Genomic DNA, 18820 nt, shown 5'->3' with positions numbered 1-18820 from the left:
CCCTTCGGCACAGGCCCGTTACGCGGGCCCGCGCCCGTGAATGGGCGAGTTCTCCCCGGCCGTCCCCTGCTCTGGACCGCGTTGGCGCGTATCACATAAACTGCAGACTGAATATAGAACGAATCGATTCAGAGCAACGCCCCGGCTCGAGAGACCAGCGGGTATTGCCCTCCCTCGACACAGCCCGCACCTCCCCGGTGCAGCAGCGGAAGACACGGAGACCCACGATGACAGGTTTCAGCGTCGACCCGGAGCAGCTCAGGCAGTCCTCCGGCGACATCAAGCAGGCAGAAAGCGAAATAGACCAACTGGCCGAGTACGCGAAGGAGGCCGACCCCGACTGGTGGATGTGGGGGCTTCCGGGGCTCGTGCTCGCCCCTCCGTACTTCATGGTCGCCAACTTCTTCCACCAGAGCATCGCCGACGCCAAGGAAGCGGTCGACGGCGTCGCCACGGGAGTGGAGAAGGCCGCCGACAAGTACGAGGAGATCGACGAGGAGATCGCCAAGCAGGTCGGAAACATCGGCGAGACCCTCGACTCCGTGAACACCCCGAAGTAGGCGCAGAATGAGTGACTCTAATCTGACCTGGCAGGACGAGGCCCCGACCCAGGACCCGGGCCCGTTGGAGGCCGACGCCTGGAACACCGACAAGGTGGCCGACTCCGCCAAGGAGAACATCGACGGCGTCCAGGAGGGCGTGGACGCCTACAACGCCGGCAGCAACATCGTCGACGACGTCTCCAACATCAGCGTGGACACGCTCACCGACTGGGACAGCGTGACCGAGCTGGCCGGCAACATGGAAGAGAACATCTCCACGATCACCGATGCGGCCTCGGAGTTCCAGGGCATCATCGAAGAGGTTTCCGCCAACCCGGTGGAGTGGCTCGCGGGCACGATCGTGGACTTCCTCATGAACGCCTTCGACCCGCTCCAGGACCTCGTCAAGATGGTCACGGGCAACGACGAGCGCATGAACACCTCCGCGGAGATGTGGGTGTCGGTGTCCGAGGGCTGCTCCCAGGTCGGCGCCTACGTCGCCGACGCGGGCCTCGCGCCCCTCCAGGAGTGGGAGGGCGAGGCGGCCGCGGCGGCCAAGACCCGCATCCAGGAGGCCGCCGACGCGATCAGCAGCATGGGCATGGTCGCCAACGGCCTCAACTACCTCCTGCAGCTGATGGCCAAGGTCGCCACGTACCTGTACGAGTTGGTCCTCGACCTCATCAAGCAGGGCGTGCAGTGGGTGCTCGAGCGCATCGTGCCCTACATCGCCTCCAGCGTCGTCACCTTCGGCGCCGCCGTCCCGGTGGCCGTGGCCGACACCGTCCGCAAGGTCGCCCAGCTGGTCATGAAGGCCTGGGAGTGGATCAAGAAGGCGATGGACATCTTCGAGAAGGCCATGAAGGTCATCGAGGTCGTCCAGAACGTCATCGAGAAGATCCGCCCGATCATCGACTTCCTCATGAACGCCAAGACCGCCTACGACGGCGTCATGCAGGCGTGGGAGCAGAAGGACGAGATCATCGAGGGCGTCCAGACCGTCGCCGACGGCGTCCAGGACATCGCGAGCGGCAATGTCGACGAGGGCCTGACGGACATCTTCGAGGGCACCCAGCAGACGGCCGACGGCGTCAGCGAGGCCGCCGGCGGGCTGTCGGAGACTGCCGGCGCGGTAAACGACATGACCGGCGGTAACAACGACTACCTCAACAGCACCAGCGATTTCCTGAGCTCGACCTCGGACAACGCCTCCACCGTCAGCGAGCGCGCCGAGGCTGCCGAGAGCACCCACCAGGCGGTGAACGACACGGTCGAGAACGCCTCCACGGTGTACGACGGCGCCCAGAACATCATGGACGGCAACTACCAGCAGGGCTTCAACCAGGTCGCCGATGGCACGTCCGACACTCTCGGCTCCACCTCGGAGACGCTCGGCAGCGCGAATGACACCCTCGGGGGAGAGAACGAGACCCTGCAGAACGCCCAGGACCAGGTCGACACCGCCCAGGAGCGGGTCGACAACGCCCGCGGCTAGCAGGACTCGCGCGCCCCCGGCGCCCGTAATCGACAGTGAGCAGTGAAATGGACTTCAAACAGCAGTTTCAGCAGCAGTCCCGGCAGGTCGAGGAGATCGCCAAGTCGGTCGAGGCCGAGGTGAGCTCGGACGACAGCGCCGTCCGCGTCATCGTCGGCGCCGGCGGTTCCATCAAGGACATGGAGCTCACGCACCGGGCCTTCCAAAAGTCCGGCGCCGAGCTCGGCGAGTTGATCGTCGACACCCTCCGCAAGGCCGAGAGGCGCGTGCAGGAGGAGATGAGCTCGCGCATGAGCGAGGTCTTCGGACGCACGATCAGCCCCGACGACCTCGGTCGCCGGCCGCAGGACGACTAGGAAAGGAGCGACACATGAGCGACAACATCGACCGCCCCTCTCCGGAGGAGGCCATGCGGAAGCTCGAGGAGATCCACCAGGCCGCCGAGAGCACTCTCGCCGCGTTCGAGGAGTTCGACGCCGAGATGGCCGAGGCCGCCGTCGAGGCGGTGAGCGAGGACGGGATGGTCCGCGTCCGCCTCGACAGCGAGGGTTCCATCGAGGCCATCGACATCCAGGACGGCGCCCTGCGCCGTCGCGGCGCCCTGGCCGACACGATCCGTCAAGTCATCGACGAGGCCAAGGCGAAATACGCGCTCAAGGTCACGGATATGGCGCAGCGCCTCCAAGGCGGAATCGACATCGCGGGAATGGTCGAGAGGCAGATTCCCTCCGACTTGCGCAACCGGTTGCGCTGACGTTTCCGCGGAGGCCGCCCGCACCGTATCGGCGCAGGCGGCCTCCGCTTTCACACCCGGCGGAATCGGGCCGACAGAGCCATTGACCGCCATTGCTACCATGGCCTGTAGCCGTACTCGGAAGGGAATCCAGAATGGGTTTGTGGGATAAGATAACCGGTGAGTTCATTGACGTCATCGAATGGACGGATGATTCCCGGGACACGATCGTGTGGCGTTTCCCCCGCTACAACAACGAGATCAAAATGGGTGCCCAACTGACGGTCCGCGAATCGCAGATGGCCGTCTTCGTCAACGAGGGCCAGATCGCCGACGTCTACTCCCCCGGCATGTACACCCTCGAAACGGAGAACATGCCCATCCTGTCCACCCTGCAGGGGTGGAAGCACGGCTTCGAGTCGCCGTTCAAGGCCGAGGTGTACTTCGTCAACACCCGCCAGTTCACCGACTTCAAGTGGGGCACCAAGAACCCCATCATGGTCCGCGACCCCGAGTTCGGGCCCGTGCGCATCCGCGCCTTCGGCGCCTACTCCATCCGCGTCATCGACCCCGAGAAGCTCCTCAAGGAGACCGTCGGCACCGACCAGCACTTCCAGACCGACGAGATCGGCAACTTCCTGCGCGAGAAGGTCGTCGCCGCCGTCGCCCCCGCCATCGCCAAGACCCAGCTGCCGGTTCTGGACATGGCCATGCACCAGGACCAGATCGGTGACCGCATCAAGGGCACCATCTCCGGGCAGCTCAATGAGTTCGGGCTCGAGGTCCCGAACTTCACCGTCTCCAACATCTCCCTGCCCAAGAACGTCGAGGAGGCCCTCGACAAGCGCTCCTCGATCGGGATCGTCGGCGACATGAACGCCTACACCCAGTTCCAGGCCGCCAACGCCGTCGAGGAGTCGGCGAAGAACGGCGGCGCGGGCGGAGACGCCATGTCCATGGGCGCCGGCTTCGCCATGGCCCAGAACATGGCACAGACCATGGGCCAGCAGCAACAGCCCGCCCAGCCGCAGCAGCCCCAGATGCAGCAACCTCAGCAGCCGGCCCAGCCGCAGCAGCCCGCCGCCGGCCCGCCGCCGCTGCCCGGGTCCCAGCCCGAGTGGTTCGCCGGCATCGCCGGGCAGCAGGTCGGCCCGCTCGACATCCCCACCCTCCAGCAGAAGGCCGGGGCCGGGGAGATCACCCGCGAGACCCTGGTGTGGAAGAACGGCATGGGCAACTGGACCCCCGCCGGTGAAGTCCCCGAGCTGGCCACCGTCTTCGGATCGGTCCCCCCGCCCCTTCCTCCCCAATAACCCGGACAGAGAACCCCAGAGTGAGGCAGTGACCCATGGATTCCCAGGCTCAAGCCCAGCATCAGATGTACCCGTGCGACGGTTGCGGCGCGCAGCTGCAGTTCCAGCCCGGCACGACCGCCCTGCAGTGCCCTTATTGCGGGCACCAGAAGCAGATCGTCTTCGAGCAGCCCGGCAAGGTCCGCGAGCACAGCTGGGCCAAGGCGGCCGGCAAGCGCCGCCGCCCGCGCAACGAGGTGCCGGCGAACCTGTTCGTCTGCACCCAGTGCGCCGCGCACACCGAATCGGACTCGTGGTCCGACGAGTGCCAGTTCTGCGGCGCCCCGGTCGTGGTCGACCAGTTCAACCCCGACATCATCGCCCCTGAGGCCGTGGCGCCCTTCGCCGTCGACGAAAGCACCGCCAAGGGCAATCTCGGCGAGTGGATCAAGTCGCGCTGGTTCGCGCCCAACGCGCTGAAGAAGGTGCAGGGTTCGTCGAACGTCAAGAGCACCTACCTGCCGCACTGGACCTGGGACGCCAAGACCGTCACCAAGTACCGGGGGCAGCGCGGCACGCGGTACAAGACGACGGACTCCGAGGGCAAGGAGAAGACGGAGATCCGCTGGAAGCGGGTCAACGGCACCGTCAAGCGGAACTTCGACGACGTGGTCGTGCCGGCCTCTTCGCACGTTCTGCCCGACCACATGGAGAAGCTGGAGAAGGACTGGGACACCAAGGACGTCCGTCCCTACCACCCGCAGGCCATCGTCGGTCACCACACCCAGCGCTACGACGTCACCCCCGAACAGGGCTTCGAGGGCGCCAAGCAGCGTATGGACAAGATCATCAAGCGCGACATCCGCAAGGACATCGGCGGTGACCGGCAGAAGATCGACTCGTACAACACCGAGCACAACAAGGTCACGTTCAAGCTGCTGCTCCTGCCGATCTGGATCCTCACCTACATGTTCAGCGGCAAGGCATGGCAGGTCCTGGTCAACGGCCAGACCGGCAAGGTCGTCGGCGAGCGTCCGTTCAGCTGGATCAAGATCACCCTGGCCGTGATCGCCGCGCTGATCGTCATCGTCGGCGGTTACTTCCTATACAACATGTTCCAACAATGACGTGCGGTCGTCGGCGCAGAACTCACGCCGACGACCTGAACAGTACGGGGGACGGCGAAGCCGTCCCCCGTACTGCTTCCTCCGCACCGGGCCAGGGTTCCGCCTCGTCGGCCGTCCCTGCTCCTCCCCGACTCCTCCGCATGGTCCGCAATCACCAAGGGACAGCCATCCGACCTGCCCCGGAAGGCGGCAGGGCAACAGACCACGCAGCCGGTTAGACAGCGCCACGGCACCGATCCGACGGCAAGACGACGGGACATCCCGGACAGCTGGCATCTCAGTCGCGCGCTGATGTCATGGATCTCTGCCAACGACCAAGGGGGCCAGGGCACTGCCTACCCCGACCCCCTTAGCTTCTCCGTGTAGGCGTTTTAGCCCGTGCGTCTTTGCACGTGGATCATGATCGTGTCGCGGAGTTCGTTCTCCCAGTCGGTGAATGTTCGGGAGAGTTTGTACTGCTGGTCGCAGTAGATGGTGAGTTTGGCCCAGACTCCTCCTCCGCAGCAGGCGATGATGGCCGGCGCGCGTTGGGCGACGGGTGTGTCGTCGGCGTCGGTGCCTGGGTAGAGGAGGTAGACGAGTCCGGCGTCGGCGTCGTGGCGGACCTCGAACGTCTGCCCGTAGTGATCGATCGTGCCGAGGTCAGTGGTGTCAGGTGGCAAGTACAGCACGGCCACTGCCCACCTCCTGACGTTGAGGCTGCGGGTGTCGCTGCGACAGCCCGTGCGGAGATGCCTGCACCGACACTGGTTGCAGTTCGAGCTGGCGCGCTTGTTGATGTGTTTCCGCACGTGGTGAGACGTACGGATCCACGGTCCAGACTTCCTCGTGGAAGCGTGGTGGGAGGTCGGCGCCGAAGACGGCGCGGTCGATGACAGCGTAGACGCGTTGTTCGAGCGCGAACTTCAAGCGACTGTTGTCAGTGAACAGTGCGTGGCGTTTGGGGTCGGGCGACCAGTAGACCCGGCCGGGATAGCCCCAGCCCCAGTCGGCCTCCCCGACGATCAGGCGCTGTCCGCCGGGTTCGATGGCGATGATGACGCCCGTGTAGACGTCGATCTCGCGGACCTCGAACGTCCGCGCCAGAAACGACACCGCCCCCAAGACAGTCCCATCCGTGCGCACCGTCCGGGCCTTCGCCCGCCCGAACACGCGCCTGGCTGGGCGTCCGTGCCGTTGTGCTCGGCCGTGGGCCGTGTTCGCACTGGTGGCTTGGTCGGACGACTGTTGGTCGTTGTGGCCGTAGATGTTGCCGTGGTAGACGGCGAAGGCATACAGGCCGATCGCGACGACGAAGGCGATGGCGGCGTACACGTAGTCGGAATGCTCGAAAAGGGTGCTCATTAGGGGTGGACTCCTTTCGCGAAGCAGTAGGCGACGAAGTGGGAGTGGGCCCGCATGGTCTGCTCCAACAGCCAGTCGGCGACATCGTCGCGGATCGACCAACCGGGTTGAGGCAGGAGGAACCGGTCATGGGTGTGGACCATGGCGGCAGTACGGCCGTCGACGGTGATCCAGAAGATCTTGCGCGCCGCCCTGCGGACGATCTGGACCTTGCGGCCCTCGATGGTGAACGAACCGAGAGTCAAGGGCATCGAGATAGGCATGAAAAGCCTCCAAACTCCCCTGCACACCTGATTTCAGGGCAGGGGGAACTAAGGAACTGAGTCATGGACTCCCCGCCGGGAGACATGGCGGGGAGGGCACACCGCAGCTACCCCGAACACGTGAATCTGCAGCTCCACGGACGTTCAGGACAAACCAGGACACCACCAGGGTGTTCAGAGCGCACGGTGGCTAGACGCGATCGCACGATCGCGGTCAACAACGGAAAGGCGGCTGGAATCAGCCGAACAGATCAACTACGATGAGTCAGTACAGCGATCCTTTCGAGGAACGTTTGTTGTGGGCGGCTCGCCAGATCTAAGTTGGTAGCTTTCGGCTGGCGAGCCGCTATCGAAGGGGACTGGATGTCCACTGCAATCTTCGACAGACATCTGGCCTGCCGAACCGATACCCAGTGTCACCCAGCCCATATTGGGTAGTCAACCACGACACGCCGAGGCGCGCACCGAACGTCCAGAAGTGCCCAAACGTCTTAGAAGCTGTCTTTGGAGTCGGAGCCCCTGCGGCCCATAGAAAAAGAGCCTCTGGTATCAGTCTTTCTTAACCACAAGATCGACAACCCCAGAGGCTCCCTTGCATCCTACCTGCGACCCATGGCTTCACACGACCCGCACCTCCGTCTATCCGTCAGACTGCACCGATGCAGAGTGGGCTCTGATCGCCCCGCTCCTGCCGGTCCCGGCCGCCTTGAGCGGACGAGGCGGGCATGAACACCACTGTCGTCGGGCGATCGTCGACGCCATTCGGTACATCGCCGACTCCGGCACGAAATGGCGCAGCCTCCCGGTCGACTTCCCGCCGTTCAAGACCGTCTACGGGTTCTATTCGCGCTGGGTATCAGCCGGTGTGTGGGACCGCATAAACACCGTCATTCGTGAAAAGCTCCGCTACGCCACCGGGCGGAAGGCCGAACCCTCAGCTGTCTCCATCGACTCCCAGTCGGTCAAGGCTGACATGACCGTTCCGGCCGCGACCAGGGGCTATGACGGCGGGAAGAAGATCAACGGCCGCAAAAGACACATCGCCGTCGACACCATGGGCCTGATCCTGGTCGTGATGGTCACCGGCGCCGGCGTCCAGGACCGGACCGCCGCCCGCGACCTCCTGTTCGCCCTATCGCAGCGGTTCCCGACCATCGCCCGAGTCTGGGCCGATAGCGGCTACCAGAGCCCGATTGCCGACCTCGCTCGAGAGCTCTATGGATTTGTCGTCGAGATCGTTTCTAAACTGGCAGGCCAGAGAGGGTTCGTGGTACAGCCACGCCGTTGGGTGGTGGAGAGATCCTTCGCCTGGCTCATGCACCGGCGCCGACTCTGCCGTGATTACGAGCGCAAGCCCGAGCACGCCGAGGGGTTCGTGCTGGTCGCCAGCATCTTCGTCATGGCCCGACAGCTATCCAAAATGGAATCATGACCGCAGAGACGCCTTCTTAGGCCAAATCATCCCTTGAGCCCAATCGGATTTCCCTGCCACGTTTTCCATTTCAGTCTGCCCTGCTCAAATAAGCGGCGAACAGCGAAGGAACCCCGCAAACATCGATCGAGCCGACTTCCGCTGAGCTCGTGGTGCACTCAAACCTCAATGCCCAGGCCGCCAGCCGCCATACTTCATGAAATCTCCACTGCCCCAGTGCCTTGAACGCCTTCAAGATGATGAGCATGATGAACTCGGAGCACGACCGACAGTTGAGCTTCGCCAAGACTCGAGTGGCGAAATCTGACAGCCCAGACCTCCATGGAGAGCCGATCGACGATCCGTTGGTTCGAGGCACCAACGACAAGTACGCCGAAGAGTTCACGATCCCCTGTGACCACCAGATAGAAGGTTCTCAGAGTCGAACTCAACAGGGCCGACCCCTCAACTCACCTTTGATGGAGGCACGATATGAACCGCCATACTTTGAGGAAGACGCGAGCAGTACGATGGCAGAGAGCTCAGCGTCTTTCCCCACCTCCCGCTTACGAGCTTTGATGGGTTTTGCTCTGGGCAACCCCGCGCTCCGTCTGGAAGGCAGCCATCGCCGTGACTCCACGAGCTACTGACTTCATCAAGTGGCCGCGAATGTACCGCAGCAAGAGGCTCACTGGGCTTTCTCAAGCCGCTGTCAAAATCCACCAACAACACGAGGCCGGCGCCAAACCTCCTGCGACAAACTCGCCTGGCAAGCTGTCAATTCGCAGTCTTGCTCTGGGCGGCATTAAGATCATGAACGAGTTCCGTCGTCCTCGGAAGGGGGCGATCGACTCCCCGACGCCCATTCTTGCGTTGAACGACGAGCCCCTCGCCGTAGGCTTCGGCACCGCTGAAGTCGACGTTGAAGACGGCAACCACATCGTTTCGGCACAGATACAGGATTCTGAAGGCGAGTGCTGTGTAGCCGTTCCCCTTGCCGCCAAGAGTTCGAATCCGTCGATAGACTACGTGGCCCCGTACGTTGATCACCGCCGTGAGCACTTCGAACGGCCTTTGATCGGCCGGATAGGGGCGCGCGGCGTTCTACCACGAAACTGGCCTGGCACTGTTCCGCCCGGACTGGCCTTGCGGGCCTTCATGATCGCCTTGATCGTCATCGTGTTGTCCGTAGCAGCGGCTTGGGTCGGCCAAACCGTCCAGTCCCGGGCCGCCGCCTTCGTTAGCGTTATCGCGCCTGTCGTCTTCCTCGGCTCCGCGATCACCTGGTTCTCCGCAAAGTCGATCGGTCTTCGCGCTACCGCTCGTTCTGCCGGCGAGGCGAGAACTGACGAGCTGATGCAGCTCGCGCCGGTCAAGTGGGCCTCTCCTGAGCCGGGGTACCTGGTCTGGAATTGTGCGACCCTATCCGACCGCTGGCGAGAACTGGCACCTCCTACTCCCGGACGAGGGCTGATCGTCGTCGAGCAGAGCCTCACCCAGAAGCCTGATCCGTTCCCCGCCATCGCGTTGGCAAGCCAGCCACCCGTCCAGAATCGTCGATTCACCGCCGCCCCGGTCATTTCGGTCGGCGGAACAGTAATGGCGAGTGGATGGGGTACCTGGATCATCGAAGTCCCTGAAGGAACGCACAGTCTGAACGTGTCCCATGGCGAGGCCACGGAAGAGCAAGTGGTCTCCGTGTCCTCTCAGAGGCTCACAAAGACCACCGTTGCTCTATCGGTCGTCAACCACTTTTCCAATGGCCGCCACGATGCAGAGTTCACGCACGCTGACGTCGCCGTACGACTCTCCCAGGGGTAGTTTCAACGCCATCGACCGAGGAGGGCCTTGGCAAACCAAGGCTCCCAATCCCTAGTCAGTAGTCATGACCGGAATGTCGAGGTTGGATTCGACTGTCTCATTCATCTCCGGGATGACCGTGCTCATCAGGTATTCTTGGACTTCTTCAACGTCAAACGTCTCTTGATCTGACCTACCTCCATCGCCGCCGGAAAGATTTGCCCCGGTCTCCAAATCCACTCGAATAAGGTAGTCGTCATACAGTGCGTAGGCGCTGAAGGCATCGCCCTTTCCGTAGTCTCCATGCAAAAGCCGTCCCTTATTCCAATCACCCGGAATTTCGGCGTCCTCGAACAAGTCAGCCTCTTTGAAGAGCTTCATTGAATCTTGAGTGAGTTCATCGAACCTCTCAGCCGTAGCTTCCGGACTTCCGGCCGCAACCAACGCAATAGTCGTGTAACCCATCATTCCAGTACGATCAAGCTTGGCATCAGGGTCTTTCTCCCACATGACATTCGCAGTGCATTCGACAAGATCAGCCGGAGTACCTTCGCCGTAGGCGGCACTGATTCTTTCGCCTGGAATGCTGTCGTACTGATAGTGCTCAATTAGGTCGTCGAAATTGGCAGAGAAGGTCTCGCAAGGTTCCCACTGATTTATAGTGGACGCAGCATCCTCTATTTCAACCCCAGAAGACGCTTCGTCCCTGAAGGTATCATCCCAACCACTGCAAGCAGTAAGTAGCAGTGTCAAGGGCATAGCGCCCGTGGCCGCGACTTTTATACTCTTCATACTATATTCCTAGTTAATTACGGTCAGGGTAGCCAAAGGGCATTACCACAGAAAACTGCAGTGGGTGCCGAGGCTGTAGCCTCGGCACCCACTGCAGTCATTTACGTCTACGCGTACGGATCGTCGTCCTCGTCGCCGATGCCCCAGACGTCCTCGTCTTCGACGAGCCAGCCGGCCGCCTCGCCCTTGGACTCTTTGTCATCGCCACCAGGACGGCCCATGCCGCCTCCACCGCCGCCGGCCATCATGCCGCCGCCAGCGCGACCACCGCCGCCTCGACCGGCGCCAGCACCGCCACCGGCACCAGGACCGACCTTCGCACCAGCTCCACCAGCACCAGCGCCCCCTCTAGGCATTCCGGCGCCGCCGCCCATGACTCCGGCGCCTCCACCGAGGCCACCGCCGCCAAGGCCACCGCCAGCACCGCCGCCGAGACCGCTACCGCCGCCACCGATGCCTGGACGCATGCCGCCAAGGCCATCGCCACCGCCAGCCAGACCACCCGTGGGGTCGTCCACTCTCGGACGGCCATCTTCACCGAAGTCCCAGCCCTCAGGGTCATCCGGATCGCCAATACCAGGCACATCAGGGTTCGAACCCCCCGGTCCTCCCGGACCACCCGGCTTCTTAAGACCATATTCCTTGGGGGAGTCATAACCGCCAGGATCGCCAAGCCCTCCAGCGCCTGCGCCAGCTCCTCCGCCTCCAGGAGGCGGGCTTACACCGTCATATCCGCCACCACCAGCATTCGGATCCTCTTCCGAGGTCATGGTCGGGTCCTTGGCCTCAGTGGGGTCCTCATGAGTGGAGTACGAGGTGTTTGCGTTGTACTCGCGATCCTTGATGCCGCTGTTGATGTCCTGAGCCGCTTGCTCATAATCATCTTCAGCGATTTGCATCATATCTTCGTTCTCGAAGATAGCCTCTTCACGAACCTCGTCGTAAAGCTCGTCCCAGTCGGTTTCTTTCTTGTCCATCGACCGACCGCGATAGTAGGATCCCTCTTCGAGTTGCTGATTGAACTCCTGATTCGCCTGTTGACGACGCTGGGTTTCCTCTCGAATACTTTGAGTGAATTCACCCATCTCCTCAGGCTTGAACCCAACCATCTGGAGAGCATATTCAGCAGTAATCCTGTTGCAGGGACCTTCATCCCACCACGGGGGACGACAGTGCACCGCCATATCATCATTGTCACCCCAGCTTCGGAACCAGTTCGCGATCCCCCCTTCCTTCCACAGCTGTGGAGCGGGGAAAGGGACATAACCTTCTTCGCCACCTTGCTGGGAATAGATATCTGCTGATTCCCGCATAAGGTCATCTGTAATCACTTCGGCGCTGTCAGAGACCTCTTGAGCGATCTTGATGGTATCTTCGATCTTCTTCTCAAGATTGTCGTAATCATCGCCAACCCACTCTTCTGAAAGTTGGCTAGTTGCAACACGGAGGTCTCCGGGAAAGGTCGATATCTTCTGGAAAACATCTGCATACCATGAGTCCGCAAGGATGTCCAAGGCATGAACTTCACAGCCTGCAGGTCGCAGCGAACGCACAATGTTGTTGAAGATCTCAGGGTTCGGCATCGCATGACTAAGATCATGGTCAGGCCTAATATTGTCGCCACCGGCTTTTTCGCCCACGGGGATGGCAGACATGAGGTTTTCCCAAGCTTGTTCAACCTCAGTGTCATTCGCATTCGGGCAACCATCTTCACCGCAAGACTGCCCGGACGCAGACGAATGTACAGCTTCTAGCGTATCCTGATCTCCGCCATGGCCGGCAGTTTCAAGAGTGATCTCAGAATCGTCTGCCTCGAAAGTATCTTCGAATGTTGGCCCACGGTCACTCATCGATATTCACTCCCGCCTCTTGAAGACCTTTGTCGACCGTTTCCTGCATTCCAGGAACTGAAGTTTCGACCAAGTAATCCCTGACTTCATTTACCTCGAACGTGCTTTGCTCCGAACTGCCGCCATCTCCTCCAGACATATTGCTACCAGTCTCAAGAAGAACCTTAATCAAGTACGGGCCGTCAAGAACATATACTGCCCAGGTATCGCCCTTGCCGTAATCCCCATGGAGAAGTACTCCCTTGTCCCAGTCGCCCTGAATTTCGCTATCTTCGAACGTACTGTTTCGTTCATGAAGATCCCTCGAAATATTTACTAGTTCATCAAATCGTTCCGAAGTTGCTTCTGGGCTTCCCGAGGCCACTACGGCTACAGTTGTAAGACCTTGTATACCAAGTCGATCTAGTTTCGAATTGGGGTCTTTTTCCCACATAACGTTTGCCGAACACTCAACGAGGTCCGACGGAGTTCCCTCACCGTATCCCGCGCTAATGCGATCGTCTGGCAGGCCGTCATACTCATAGTGCTCGACCAGCTCGTTGAAGTTGCTGTCGAAGACTTCGCAGGGCTCCCATTCGTTGATGACCGACGATGCGCCGGACTCTCCGAAACCGTTGTTTCCGCCGTCCGAGGGGGAGCCTCCATCGTCCGATGGGTTGTCTCCGTCGCTACACGCGGACAGGAGGAACGCCGCAGACAGGGCGACTGCTGTAGCGCTCTTAACACTCTTTGTCGTCATTCTCTAATCCTTTGCGATCGGTTGGCGACGGGTGCACGGCCGTACAAATATTGAACGTAGCGGGTACGTCACAGACGACCGGAACCCACCCAGAAACGTCAGCTTCCGCCCAAGTCCTCATAGTTACCTTCGAGGTCTGCATAGGCATTGCTGAAGTCGTCGACGTTGTATTCCTCGGTCGTTTCCTGGTTCTCAATGGCTTTATTCAGAGCCTGAATCAGGCCAAAGAGAGACTGGCGGAGCGACTGAAGGTTGCCCCACATAGTCGCGTGAGAAGTTCCGTACTTCTCTGTTGCCGCGAGGCCCTCAGTGGTGGTGCCGAAAGCCGGCGCGTTCTTCAGCGCACCGTTTTTCATAGTGTCAATCGGACCGCCATCGGCTTCGAGCTCGTCAAGCCAGTAAATTAGGAAGTCTCGGTATCGGGCTACGGCGTCTGGATCGAACTTGCGCTCGGCCATCGGGGGCGCCTCCTTCGGGGAGAGAGCGGGAATACTGGATCTTTAGTGGCTGACTCGGGTGTCACGTTCAGATTAGCAGGGGGCTGCAACCCTGAAATAGGTGGTGACAGCGGGTATAAGGCCGCTATCAGAGCTTTTGCCGACGGCCGTTGAGACTTCCAGCGGCTCCACTTTTCGTTGCCGAATTGTTACCTTTGTGAGACTATGGGGCATCGGCGGCCCGTTCATCTCGCCATCTGCGGCACGATTCGCCGCCCACGGCATCTGGCAAAGCGCCTCATCGTGGCCACGAACGCCTCCGGTCATCGACGCTCCGCCACCGCACAATCGCGCCGTCGGCCGACCACTGGAGCGGAACAGCGCAACTGCCGTATTCGCGACAACTTCGTGTTGCCGTTCGGCCATCGCGCTGGTCTGGTCTACCGCCTCAGGGTCGAACCTGGGCTCATGCCGTTCCATGACAACTGAGTCCTCCACGGTTGAGTCTGCTGACCCTATTATCGGATGGTGCCGCCACCCTCGTCAAGCTGGTAGTCTCTGGGGCCCTTTGCGCAACAGCTGAACCGAGTCCTGTGTTTCAACGTTTCGGCCGCGAAGCACATCCGCGACGACGAAGGCGCAGACGACCGCCAGGGCGATCCAGCGGAAGCTCGCGGCGGCCAGGAAGAGCTCCTCGCTGATGCCCTCACTACCCGACGTGGAGACCTCCAGCATCTTCCCGTAGAACGCGAAGAAGTAGCAGAGCTCTGCCACTTGCCAGAACAAGAACAACCGCCACTGCGGCCTCGCGAGGATGAGCAGGGGCAGCACCCACAGCACGTACTGCTGCGACCACACCTTCCCTGTCAGCAGGAACGCCGCCACGACGAGGAAGCAGAGCTGCGCCAGGCTCGGTCTGGTCTTGGCGAAAAATCCGAGCGCGGCCACTCCGAGACAGCAAACGAGGAAGGCGACGAAATAGGCCGTATTGACCCAGTCGACATCCGAGAACTGGGGCAGCGCCCACGTCCCCTTGAGCACGTACCACCCGGTCCCCCAGTCGACGAACCTCTCCGAATTGAGCTCGAAGAACCGCATCCAGGAATCGGGCCAGAGGTAGGCCACGGGCCCGTTGATCAGGATCCAGACGATCGCGCCAGTGGCGAGCGTCTTGACGGTATAGACCAGTCGCCCCAGCGAAAAGCCGTCGCGGCGCAGCGCCAGAACGAGCATGGGCCCCGCGAAGAGGAGAGGATAGAACTTCGCCGCAACGGCCAGCCCGAGGAAGAGGCCGGCGATGAGCGGCCTTCGTCGCTTCCAGTAGAGGAAGAAGAACGCGGTCGCGGCAATGGCGAGCAGGTCCCAGTTGACATAGGCGGTGAAGACCATGACCGGCGCGGCGGCGAACATCATCGCGTCCCAGGGACGACGCTGGTAGCGCATCTTGTGGATCGCGGTGACGGTCAGCAGCCCGAGCACGGCGAGCGCGATGGCGTTGAGGTTGTAGAAGAGCGCCCCGCCGTTGACGCCGAGCATCTGCTCGGCGAGGAAGCCGATCTGCCCCCAGATCCCCATGAACCAGCCGGTCAGAACGGGGTACTCGACGGGGTGGTCCCGGTACGGCACGGCCCCTTCGTTGAGCCGCTCGGCACCCCAGAGGGCCCGAATATCGGTGTAGCAGGCCTCCTTGTACTGCAGATTGTCGACCCAACCGCCGTCGACACAGGGAGCCTTCTGGAACCAGGCGAGCGCGAGAACGCCGATGGCGACGGCCATCGTGACGTAATAGGGATTCCAGAACCGTCGACGGGGAGGATCGACGGCGTGGCGGCCCAGCGGTCCGCCGATGAGTTTCGAGGCCATGCGCACGAAGGGGTCGGTGCGGGAGGGCGAGACCGGCGCCCTTTCTGAAGTGCTCATCGGTATCGAGCCTAGCGGACGCGACGGGCCGGTCCGTGCCGGGAGAAGCGAAAGGGCCCGGGAGTCGCCTCCCGGGCCCTGTTCAACTGGTTAACTCGATCTGCTGGCGTGGATTGCGTGTCGCCGATTCGGTGGTGCCGGCGCTGGAGTTCTGGTCCTGGCCGCCCTCACCGTTCGTGCCCTCGCAGTCTTCGAGGAACGGGTTGCAGTCCTCGCCGCCTTCCCCGCCTTCGCCGGGCGGGTGGGACTCGTCGCCATTGCCGTCTTCGCCCCCGTTCTCACCGCCGTTTTCGCCGTCCTCGTCCTCGTTTCCGCACAGGCCGATGGCTTCGTCGAAGGCGGAGCATTCGGACGAGTCCTCGTCGTCCTTGTCCTTGTCCTTCTCTTCCTGCTCGCACTTCGGGTCGTTCTTGTGGGACTTGCAGTACGGGGAGTCGGCGCTGAGCTTGCCGTCGTCGCCCTCGATGTCGAAGGTGGTGTCCTTGCCGAAGTTGGCGGGACCGTCCCATCCGACGTCTTCGAGCTTCTTGGACTTGATGATCTTCTGCATCAGGTCGTTCCAGACCGGACCGGACAGCGTATAACCGTAGGATCCGTCCATGATCGCCCCGTCCTCGTTGAGGAGTGGGAAGGTGTCCGCGCCGGCGTTTCCGACCCAGGCGGCGATGGACATCTGCTTGATCGCTCCGGCATAGAGGGCGTGGGCGTTGGCGGTGCCGCCGAACTGCTTGGCCGCTTCCCACGTACCGGTCTTGCCGAAGAACTGGTGCGTGACCTGTCCTTCCTGACCGGCGGCGGCGTCGATCTTCGCACCGGCGAACTGGAGGTCGCGGGCGACCTCTTCCTTGATGGCCTGACGCTGATCGTAGGGCTTCTTCGGCTCGAGCTCGTTCCCGTCGCGGTCGTAGACCTTCTCGACGTAGCGGGTCTCGTTGTACACGCCGTTGTTGGCGATGGTGGCGAACATGGCCGAGAGGTCCTGCACGCTCACGCCGTACTGGCCGAACGAGATTTCCCGGTCGAACGGGAAACGCCCGGTGTCGTTGGTGAGCGGGTACCAGACCGGTTCGTTGTCGTCCGAGGCGTAGACGCCCTCGTTGGAGTTGTCCTCGTTGGCCCAGCGCAGGTAGGCCATGTCGTCGATGTTCTCCCGCTCGTCGACCGCCCACTCGCCGCTCTCGTACTGGCCCTGGCCGCGCATGGCGTACTCGACGGTCTCGCCCTTGACCCTCAGTTCGAAGACGGCGTTGAAGGTGCTGTCCTCCCAGGCCGCATTGACCGGGCGGGTCATGTTCTCGACGCCCATCTCGGCGGCGGTCTTGAGGATCTTGGTGGCGCCGAAGTGGTCGGCGATGGCGAACATCGGGGTGTTCAGCGAGTCCTCGAGGGCTGTCTGGAGCTGTACGTCGCCCGCGTCCTTGTTGCCGGCGTTGTGGACCGGGTCGCCGTTCTGGCTCTCCGGAGTCGACGCGTCGCCGTCGTCCTTGCCACGGCCCACGAACTCGCGGGGGCTGGAGCCGTCCCACCAGGATTTGAGGCTGGACTGCTCGGAGATCGCGGTGGCGACGGTGGCCATCTTGAACGTCGACGACGGCGGCTTCGCGGCGGTGGGGCCGGCGTTGTCGTAGCCGAAGCCGTCGTCTCCGCCGTAGTAGCCGAGGACGCGACCGGTGCCGGGCTCGACGACGACGACGGCGTCGGTCATGGACGGGTTGCGGTCCACGAGAGCGGCTTTTTCGTTGTCGTTCTTGTGGCGCGGCATGGCTACGGCCTTGCCCTCGTCGTCGGTGACCTTCTCGTTCTTGAAGTACTTGACGGCGGCGTCGGCCTCCGAGTCGACGACGTTGCCCTCGCCGTCAATCCAGTCACCATCGTCGTTCTTCTGCTTCTCGAGGGGGCCGCGACTGGCGGTCTCCTCGGTGAGCGCCTGGATCTCCTTGTCGATCGTGGTGACGATCGTGTAGCCGCCGGTCTCCGGCTTTTCGCCGTAGAGATCGTCCTTGGAAAGATCGTAGTGCTCTTCGAGCTCTTCGTAGATGTAGCCGTCGATCTCGTTGGTGATGAAGCCGGTGGCCTTGTCACCGCCCCAGCTGGGCGCCCTGAGATCGGCGTCGACCGCCTGGGGCAGACCCTCGTCCATCGCGGCGTCGTAGTCCTCCTTGGTCATGCCGTTCTGCTCGTGCATAGTCCAGAGGTTGCCCATGACGTACTCCCACCGGTCGGTGGCGGCTTGTTCGACCTCTTCCCCCTTAAGGACGGGGTCATAGGCGCCGTTGGGCGACTTCACCTGCATGATGATAAAGGCGGCTTCGCCCCAAGAGAGTTCGTCCACCGGCTTGTTGAAGTAGGCCTTGGAGGCGGCTCCGACGCCGACCGCGCCGCGCCCGAAGTAGGAGAGGTTCAGGTAGTGGCGGAGGATCTCGTCCTTGGAGAACTCCTGCTCGAGCTTGATGGCCATGACGGCCTCTTTGGCCTTGCGGGTGTACGACTTGTCGTCGCGGAACTTGGCCAGAGCGCCGGCGTACTGCTGGGAGATGGTCGAGGCTCCCTGCTGGTCGCCGCCGGTGAGGTTGTTGATGAAGGCGCCCATGGTGCGCTTGATGTCGACGCCGTCGTGCTCGTAGAACTTCATGTCCTCGGAGGCGACGGTGGACCACCTGACGGTTTCGGGGAGGTCGTCGGTGGAGTCGATGAGCTCGCGGAAGCGGTAGCCGTAGCCGGCCATCTCGCTCTCGCCGTCGGCGTAGAGGAAGGTGGTGTTCTCGCCGAACGGGGTGTCGTCGGGGGTCTGTATCTCTTGGAAGAACATGGCGCCGACGAAGGTCCCCGCGCCGAGGAACATGACCATGACGGCGATCAGGACCGCGTAGACGCGCTTGCGGGTCTTGGAGCGCTTTTTCTTCTTCTTGTCCTTGAGATCGTCCTCGGAGAGGGCGCCGGTACGCTTGCCGGTGACGGAGGCCCTACCGGGGCCGGATCCGGAGGGGCTGACTGAGGCGCTGCCGGACGAGGGGCCGCGCGGCGGAACTCCACCGCCGCCTCCCACGCTCACGCGCCCGGAGTTGTCGCCGCCGG

The 18820-nt window shown here is 62.2% G+C and carries 17 protein-coding genes; 8 read left to right on the top strand and 9 right to left on the bottom strand.

Annotated features, from left to right (window positions below):
* Positions 1-227: 227 nt before the first annotated feature.
* The 6 genes from ACFTE1_RS21945 to ACFTE1_RS21920 all read left to right on the top strand — a co-directional run bounded on the left by ACFTE1_RS21945 (position 228) and on the right by ACFTE1_RS21920 (position 5189).
* A complete protein-coding gene (locus ACFTE1_RS21945) occupies positions 228-560 on the top strand; it encodes a WXG100 family type VII secretion target (RefSeq protein ID WP_380623254.1) in 333 nt (110 codons plus the stop codon).
* A 7-nt stretch (positions 561-567) separates the two neighbouring features.
* Entirely contained in the window at positions 568-2037 is a 1470-nt protein-coding gene (locus tag ACFTE1_RS21940; RefSeq protein WP_380623252.1) for a hypothetical protein, read from the top strand.
* A 35-nt stretch (positions 2038-2072) separates the two neighbouring features.
* Positions 2073-2393 (top strand): YbaB/EbfC family nucleoid-associated protein, encoded by a 321-nt coding sequence (locus ACFTE1_RS21935; protein WP_380623250.1) that lies wholly within the window; start codon positions 2073-2075, stop codon positions 2391-2393.
* Between the two features lie 14 nt (positions 2394-2407).
* Entirely contained in the window at positions 2408-2791 is a 384-nt protein-coding gene (locus tag ACFTE1_RS21930) for a YbaB/EbfC family nucleoid-associated protein (RefSeq protein ID WP_380623248.1), read from the top strand.
* A gap of 134 nt (positions 2792-2925) precedes the next feature.
* Complete coding sequence (locus tag ACFTE1_RS21925; RefSeq protein WP_380623246.1) at positions 2926-4083, top strand: SPFH domain-containing protein; 1158 nt, start codon at positions 2926-2928, stop codon at positions 4081-4083.
* Between the two features lie 35 nt (positions 4084-4118).
* A complete protein-coding gene (locus ACFTE1_RS21920; RefSeq protein WP_380623244.1) occupies positions 4119-5189 on the top strand; it encodes a hypothetical protein in 1071 nt (356 codons plus the stop codon).
* A 371-nt stretch (positions 5190-5560) separates the two neighbouring features.
* On the opposite strand, the gene ACFTE1_RS21915 is transcribed toward ACFTE1_RS21920, so the two are convergent.
* Genes ACFTE1_RS21915 through ACFTE1_RS21905 form a run of 3 tightly spaced genes read right to left on the bottom strand, consistent with a single transcriptional unit; the run spans position 5561 to position 6796 of the window.
* Positions 5561-5866 (bottom strand): hypothetical protein, encoded by a 306-nt coding sequence (locus ACFTE1_RS21915; RefSeq protein ID WP_380623242.1) that lies wholly within the window; start codon positions 5864-5866, stop codon positions 5561-5563.
* Positions 5841-6533, bottom strand: a complete 693-nt coding sequence (locus ACFTE1_RS21910; protein WP_380623240.1) for a hypothetical protein — start codon at positions 6531-6533, stop codon at positions 5841-5843. Before ACFTE1_RS21910 ends, ACFTE1_RS21915 begins: the two co-directional genes overlap by 26 nt.
* Positions 6533-6796: a hypothetical protein gene (locus ACFTE1_RS21905; RefSeq protein ID WP_380617679.1), complete on the bottom strand. Its 264-nt coding sequence runs from the start codon at positions 6794-6796 to the stop codon at positions 6533-6535. The genes ACFTE1_RS21910 and ACFTE1_RS21905 overlap by 1 nt, the downstream gene beginning before the upstream one ends.
* Before the next feature lie 592 nt (positions 6797-7388).
* Between ACFTE1_RS21905 and ACFTE1_RS21900 the strand changes: the two genes are divergently transcribed.
* Both ACFTE1_RS21900 and ACFTE1_RS21895 read left to right on the top strand, forming a co-directional pair.
* Positions 7389-8228, top strand: a complete 840-nt coding sequence (locus tag ACFTE1_RS21900; protein ID WP_380762875.1) for an IS5 family transposase — start codon at positions 7389-7391, stop codon at positions 8226-8228.
* A gap of 648 nt (positions 8229-8876) precedes the next feature.
* Entirely contained in the window at positions 8877-10028 is a 1152-nt protein-coding gene (locus tag ACFTE1_RS21895) for a hypothetical protein (protein ID WP_380617568.1), read from the top strand.
* Between the two features lie 51 nt (positions 10029-10079).
* On the opposite strand, the gene ACFTE1_RS21890 is transcribed toward ACFTE1_RS21895, so the two are convergent.
* The 6 genes from ACFTE1_RS21890 to ACFTE1_RS21865 form a co-directional block, all read right to left on the bottom strand.
* On the bottom strand, positions 10080-10799 hold the full coding sequence (locus ACFTE1_RS21890) for a hypothetical protein (protein ID WP_380617569.1): 720 nt from the start codon (positions 10797-10799) through the stop codon (positions 10080-10082).
* Between the two features lie 107 nt (positions 10800-10906).
* The gene (locus ACFTE1_RS21885) at positions 10907-12454 is read right to left on the bottom strand and encodes a hypothetical protein (protein ID WP_380617570.1); all 1548 of its coding nucleotides are present in this window, start codon (positions 12452-12454) and stop codon (positions 10907-10909) included.
* 187 nt (positions 12455-12641) lie between these two features.
* On the bottom strand, positions 12642-13388 hold the full coding sequence (locus ACFTE1_RS21880) for a hypothetical protein (RefSeq protein ID WP_380617571.1): 747 nt from the start codon (positions 13386-13388) through the stop codon (positions 12642-12644).
* Between the two features lie 98 nt (positions 13389-13486).
* On the bottom strand, positions 13487-13846 hold the full coding sequence (locus ACFTE1_RS21875; protein ID WP_380617572.1) for a hypothetical protein: 360 nt from the start codon (positions 13844-13846) through the stop codon (positions 13487-13489).
* 522 nt (positions 13847-14368) lie between these two features.
* Positions 14369-15745 (bottom strand): glycosyltransferase family 87 protein, encoded by a 1377-nt coding sequence (locus tag ACFTE1_RS21870; RefSeq protein ID WP_380617573.1) that lies wholly within the window; start codon positions 15743-15745, stop codon positions 14369-14371.
* A gap of 82 nt (positions 15746-15827) precedes the next feature.
* A complete protein-coding gene (locus ACFTE1_RS21865) occupies positions 15828-18797 on the bottom strand; it encodes a transglycosylase domain-containing protein (RefSeq protein WP_380762872.1) in 2970 nt (989 codons plus the stop codon).
* Between the last annotated feature and the right edge of the window lie 23 nt (positions 18798-18820).

Origin of the sequence: Salininema proteolyticum, from assembly GCF_042685645.1 — a bacterium.
GTDB classification, from domain to species: Bacteria; Actinomycetota; Actinomycetes; order Mycobacteriales; family Micromonosporaceae; genus Salininema; species Salininema proteolyticum.
The sequence above is the reverse complement of the archived record's forward strand: the minus strand, read 5'-3'. Positions and strand labels throughout refer to the sequence as shown.

Bases quoted from the DNA above. Each gene is read 5' to 3' on its own strand.
- ACFTE1_RS21945 (WP_380623254.1), top strand. From the start codon at position 228: ATGACAGGTTTCAGCGTCGACCCGGAGCAGCTCAGGCAGTCCTCCGGC.
- ACFTE1_RS21940 (WP_380623252.1), top strand. From the start codon at position 568: ATGAGTGACTCTAATCTGACCTGGCAGGACGAGGCCCCGACCCAGGAC.
- ACFTE1_RS21930 (WP_380623248.1), top strand. From the start codon at position 2,408: ATGAGCGACAACATCGACCGCCCCTCTCCGGAGGAGGCCATGCGGAAG.
- ACFTE1_RS21925 (WP_380623246.1), top strand. From the start codon at position 2,926: ATGGGTTTGTGGGATAAGATAACCGGTGAGTTCATTGACGTCATCGAA.
- ACFTE1_RS21920 (WP_380623244.1), top strand. From the start codon at position 4,119: ATGGATTCCCAGGCTCAAGCCCAGCATCAGATGTACCCGTGCGACGGT.
- ACFTE1_RS21910 (WP_380623240.1), bottom strand. From the start codon at position 6,533: ATGAGCACCCTTTTCGAGCATTCCGACTACGTGTACGCCGCCATCGCC.
- ACFTE1_RS21905 (WP_380617679.1), bottom strand. From the start codon at position 6,796: ATGCCTATCTCGATGCCCTTGACTCTCGGTTCGTTCACCATCGAGGGC.
- ACFTE1_RS21895 (WP_380617568.1), top strand. From the start codon at position 8,877: ATGTACCGCAGCAAGAGGCTCACTGGGCTTTCTCAAGCCGCTGTCAAA.
- ACFTE1_RS21890 (WP_380617569.1), bottom strand. From the start codon at position 10,799: ATGAAGAGTATAAAAGTCGCGGCCACGGGCGCTATGCCCTTGACACTG.
- ACFTE1_RS21885 (WP_380617570.1), bottom strand. From the start codon at position 12,454: ATGTCTGCCATCCCCGTGGGCGAAAAAGCCGGTGGCGACAATATTAGG.
- ACFTE1_RS21880 (WP_380617571.1), bottom strand. From the start codon at position 13,388: ATGACGACAAAGAGTGTTAAGAGCGCTACAGCAGTCGCCCTGTCTGCG.
- ACFTE1_RS21875 (WP_380617572.1), bottom strand. From the start codon at position 13,846: ATGGCCGAGCGCAAGTTCGATCCAGACGCCGTAGCCCGATACCGAGAC.
- ACFTE1_RS21870 (WP_380617573.1), bottom strand. From the start codon at position 15,745: ATGAGCACTTCAGAAAGGGCGCCGGTCTCGCCCTCCCGCACCGACCCC.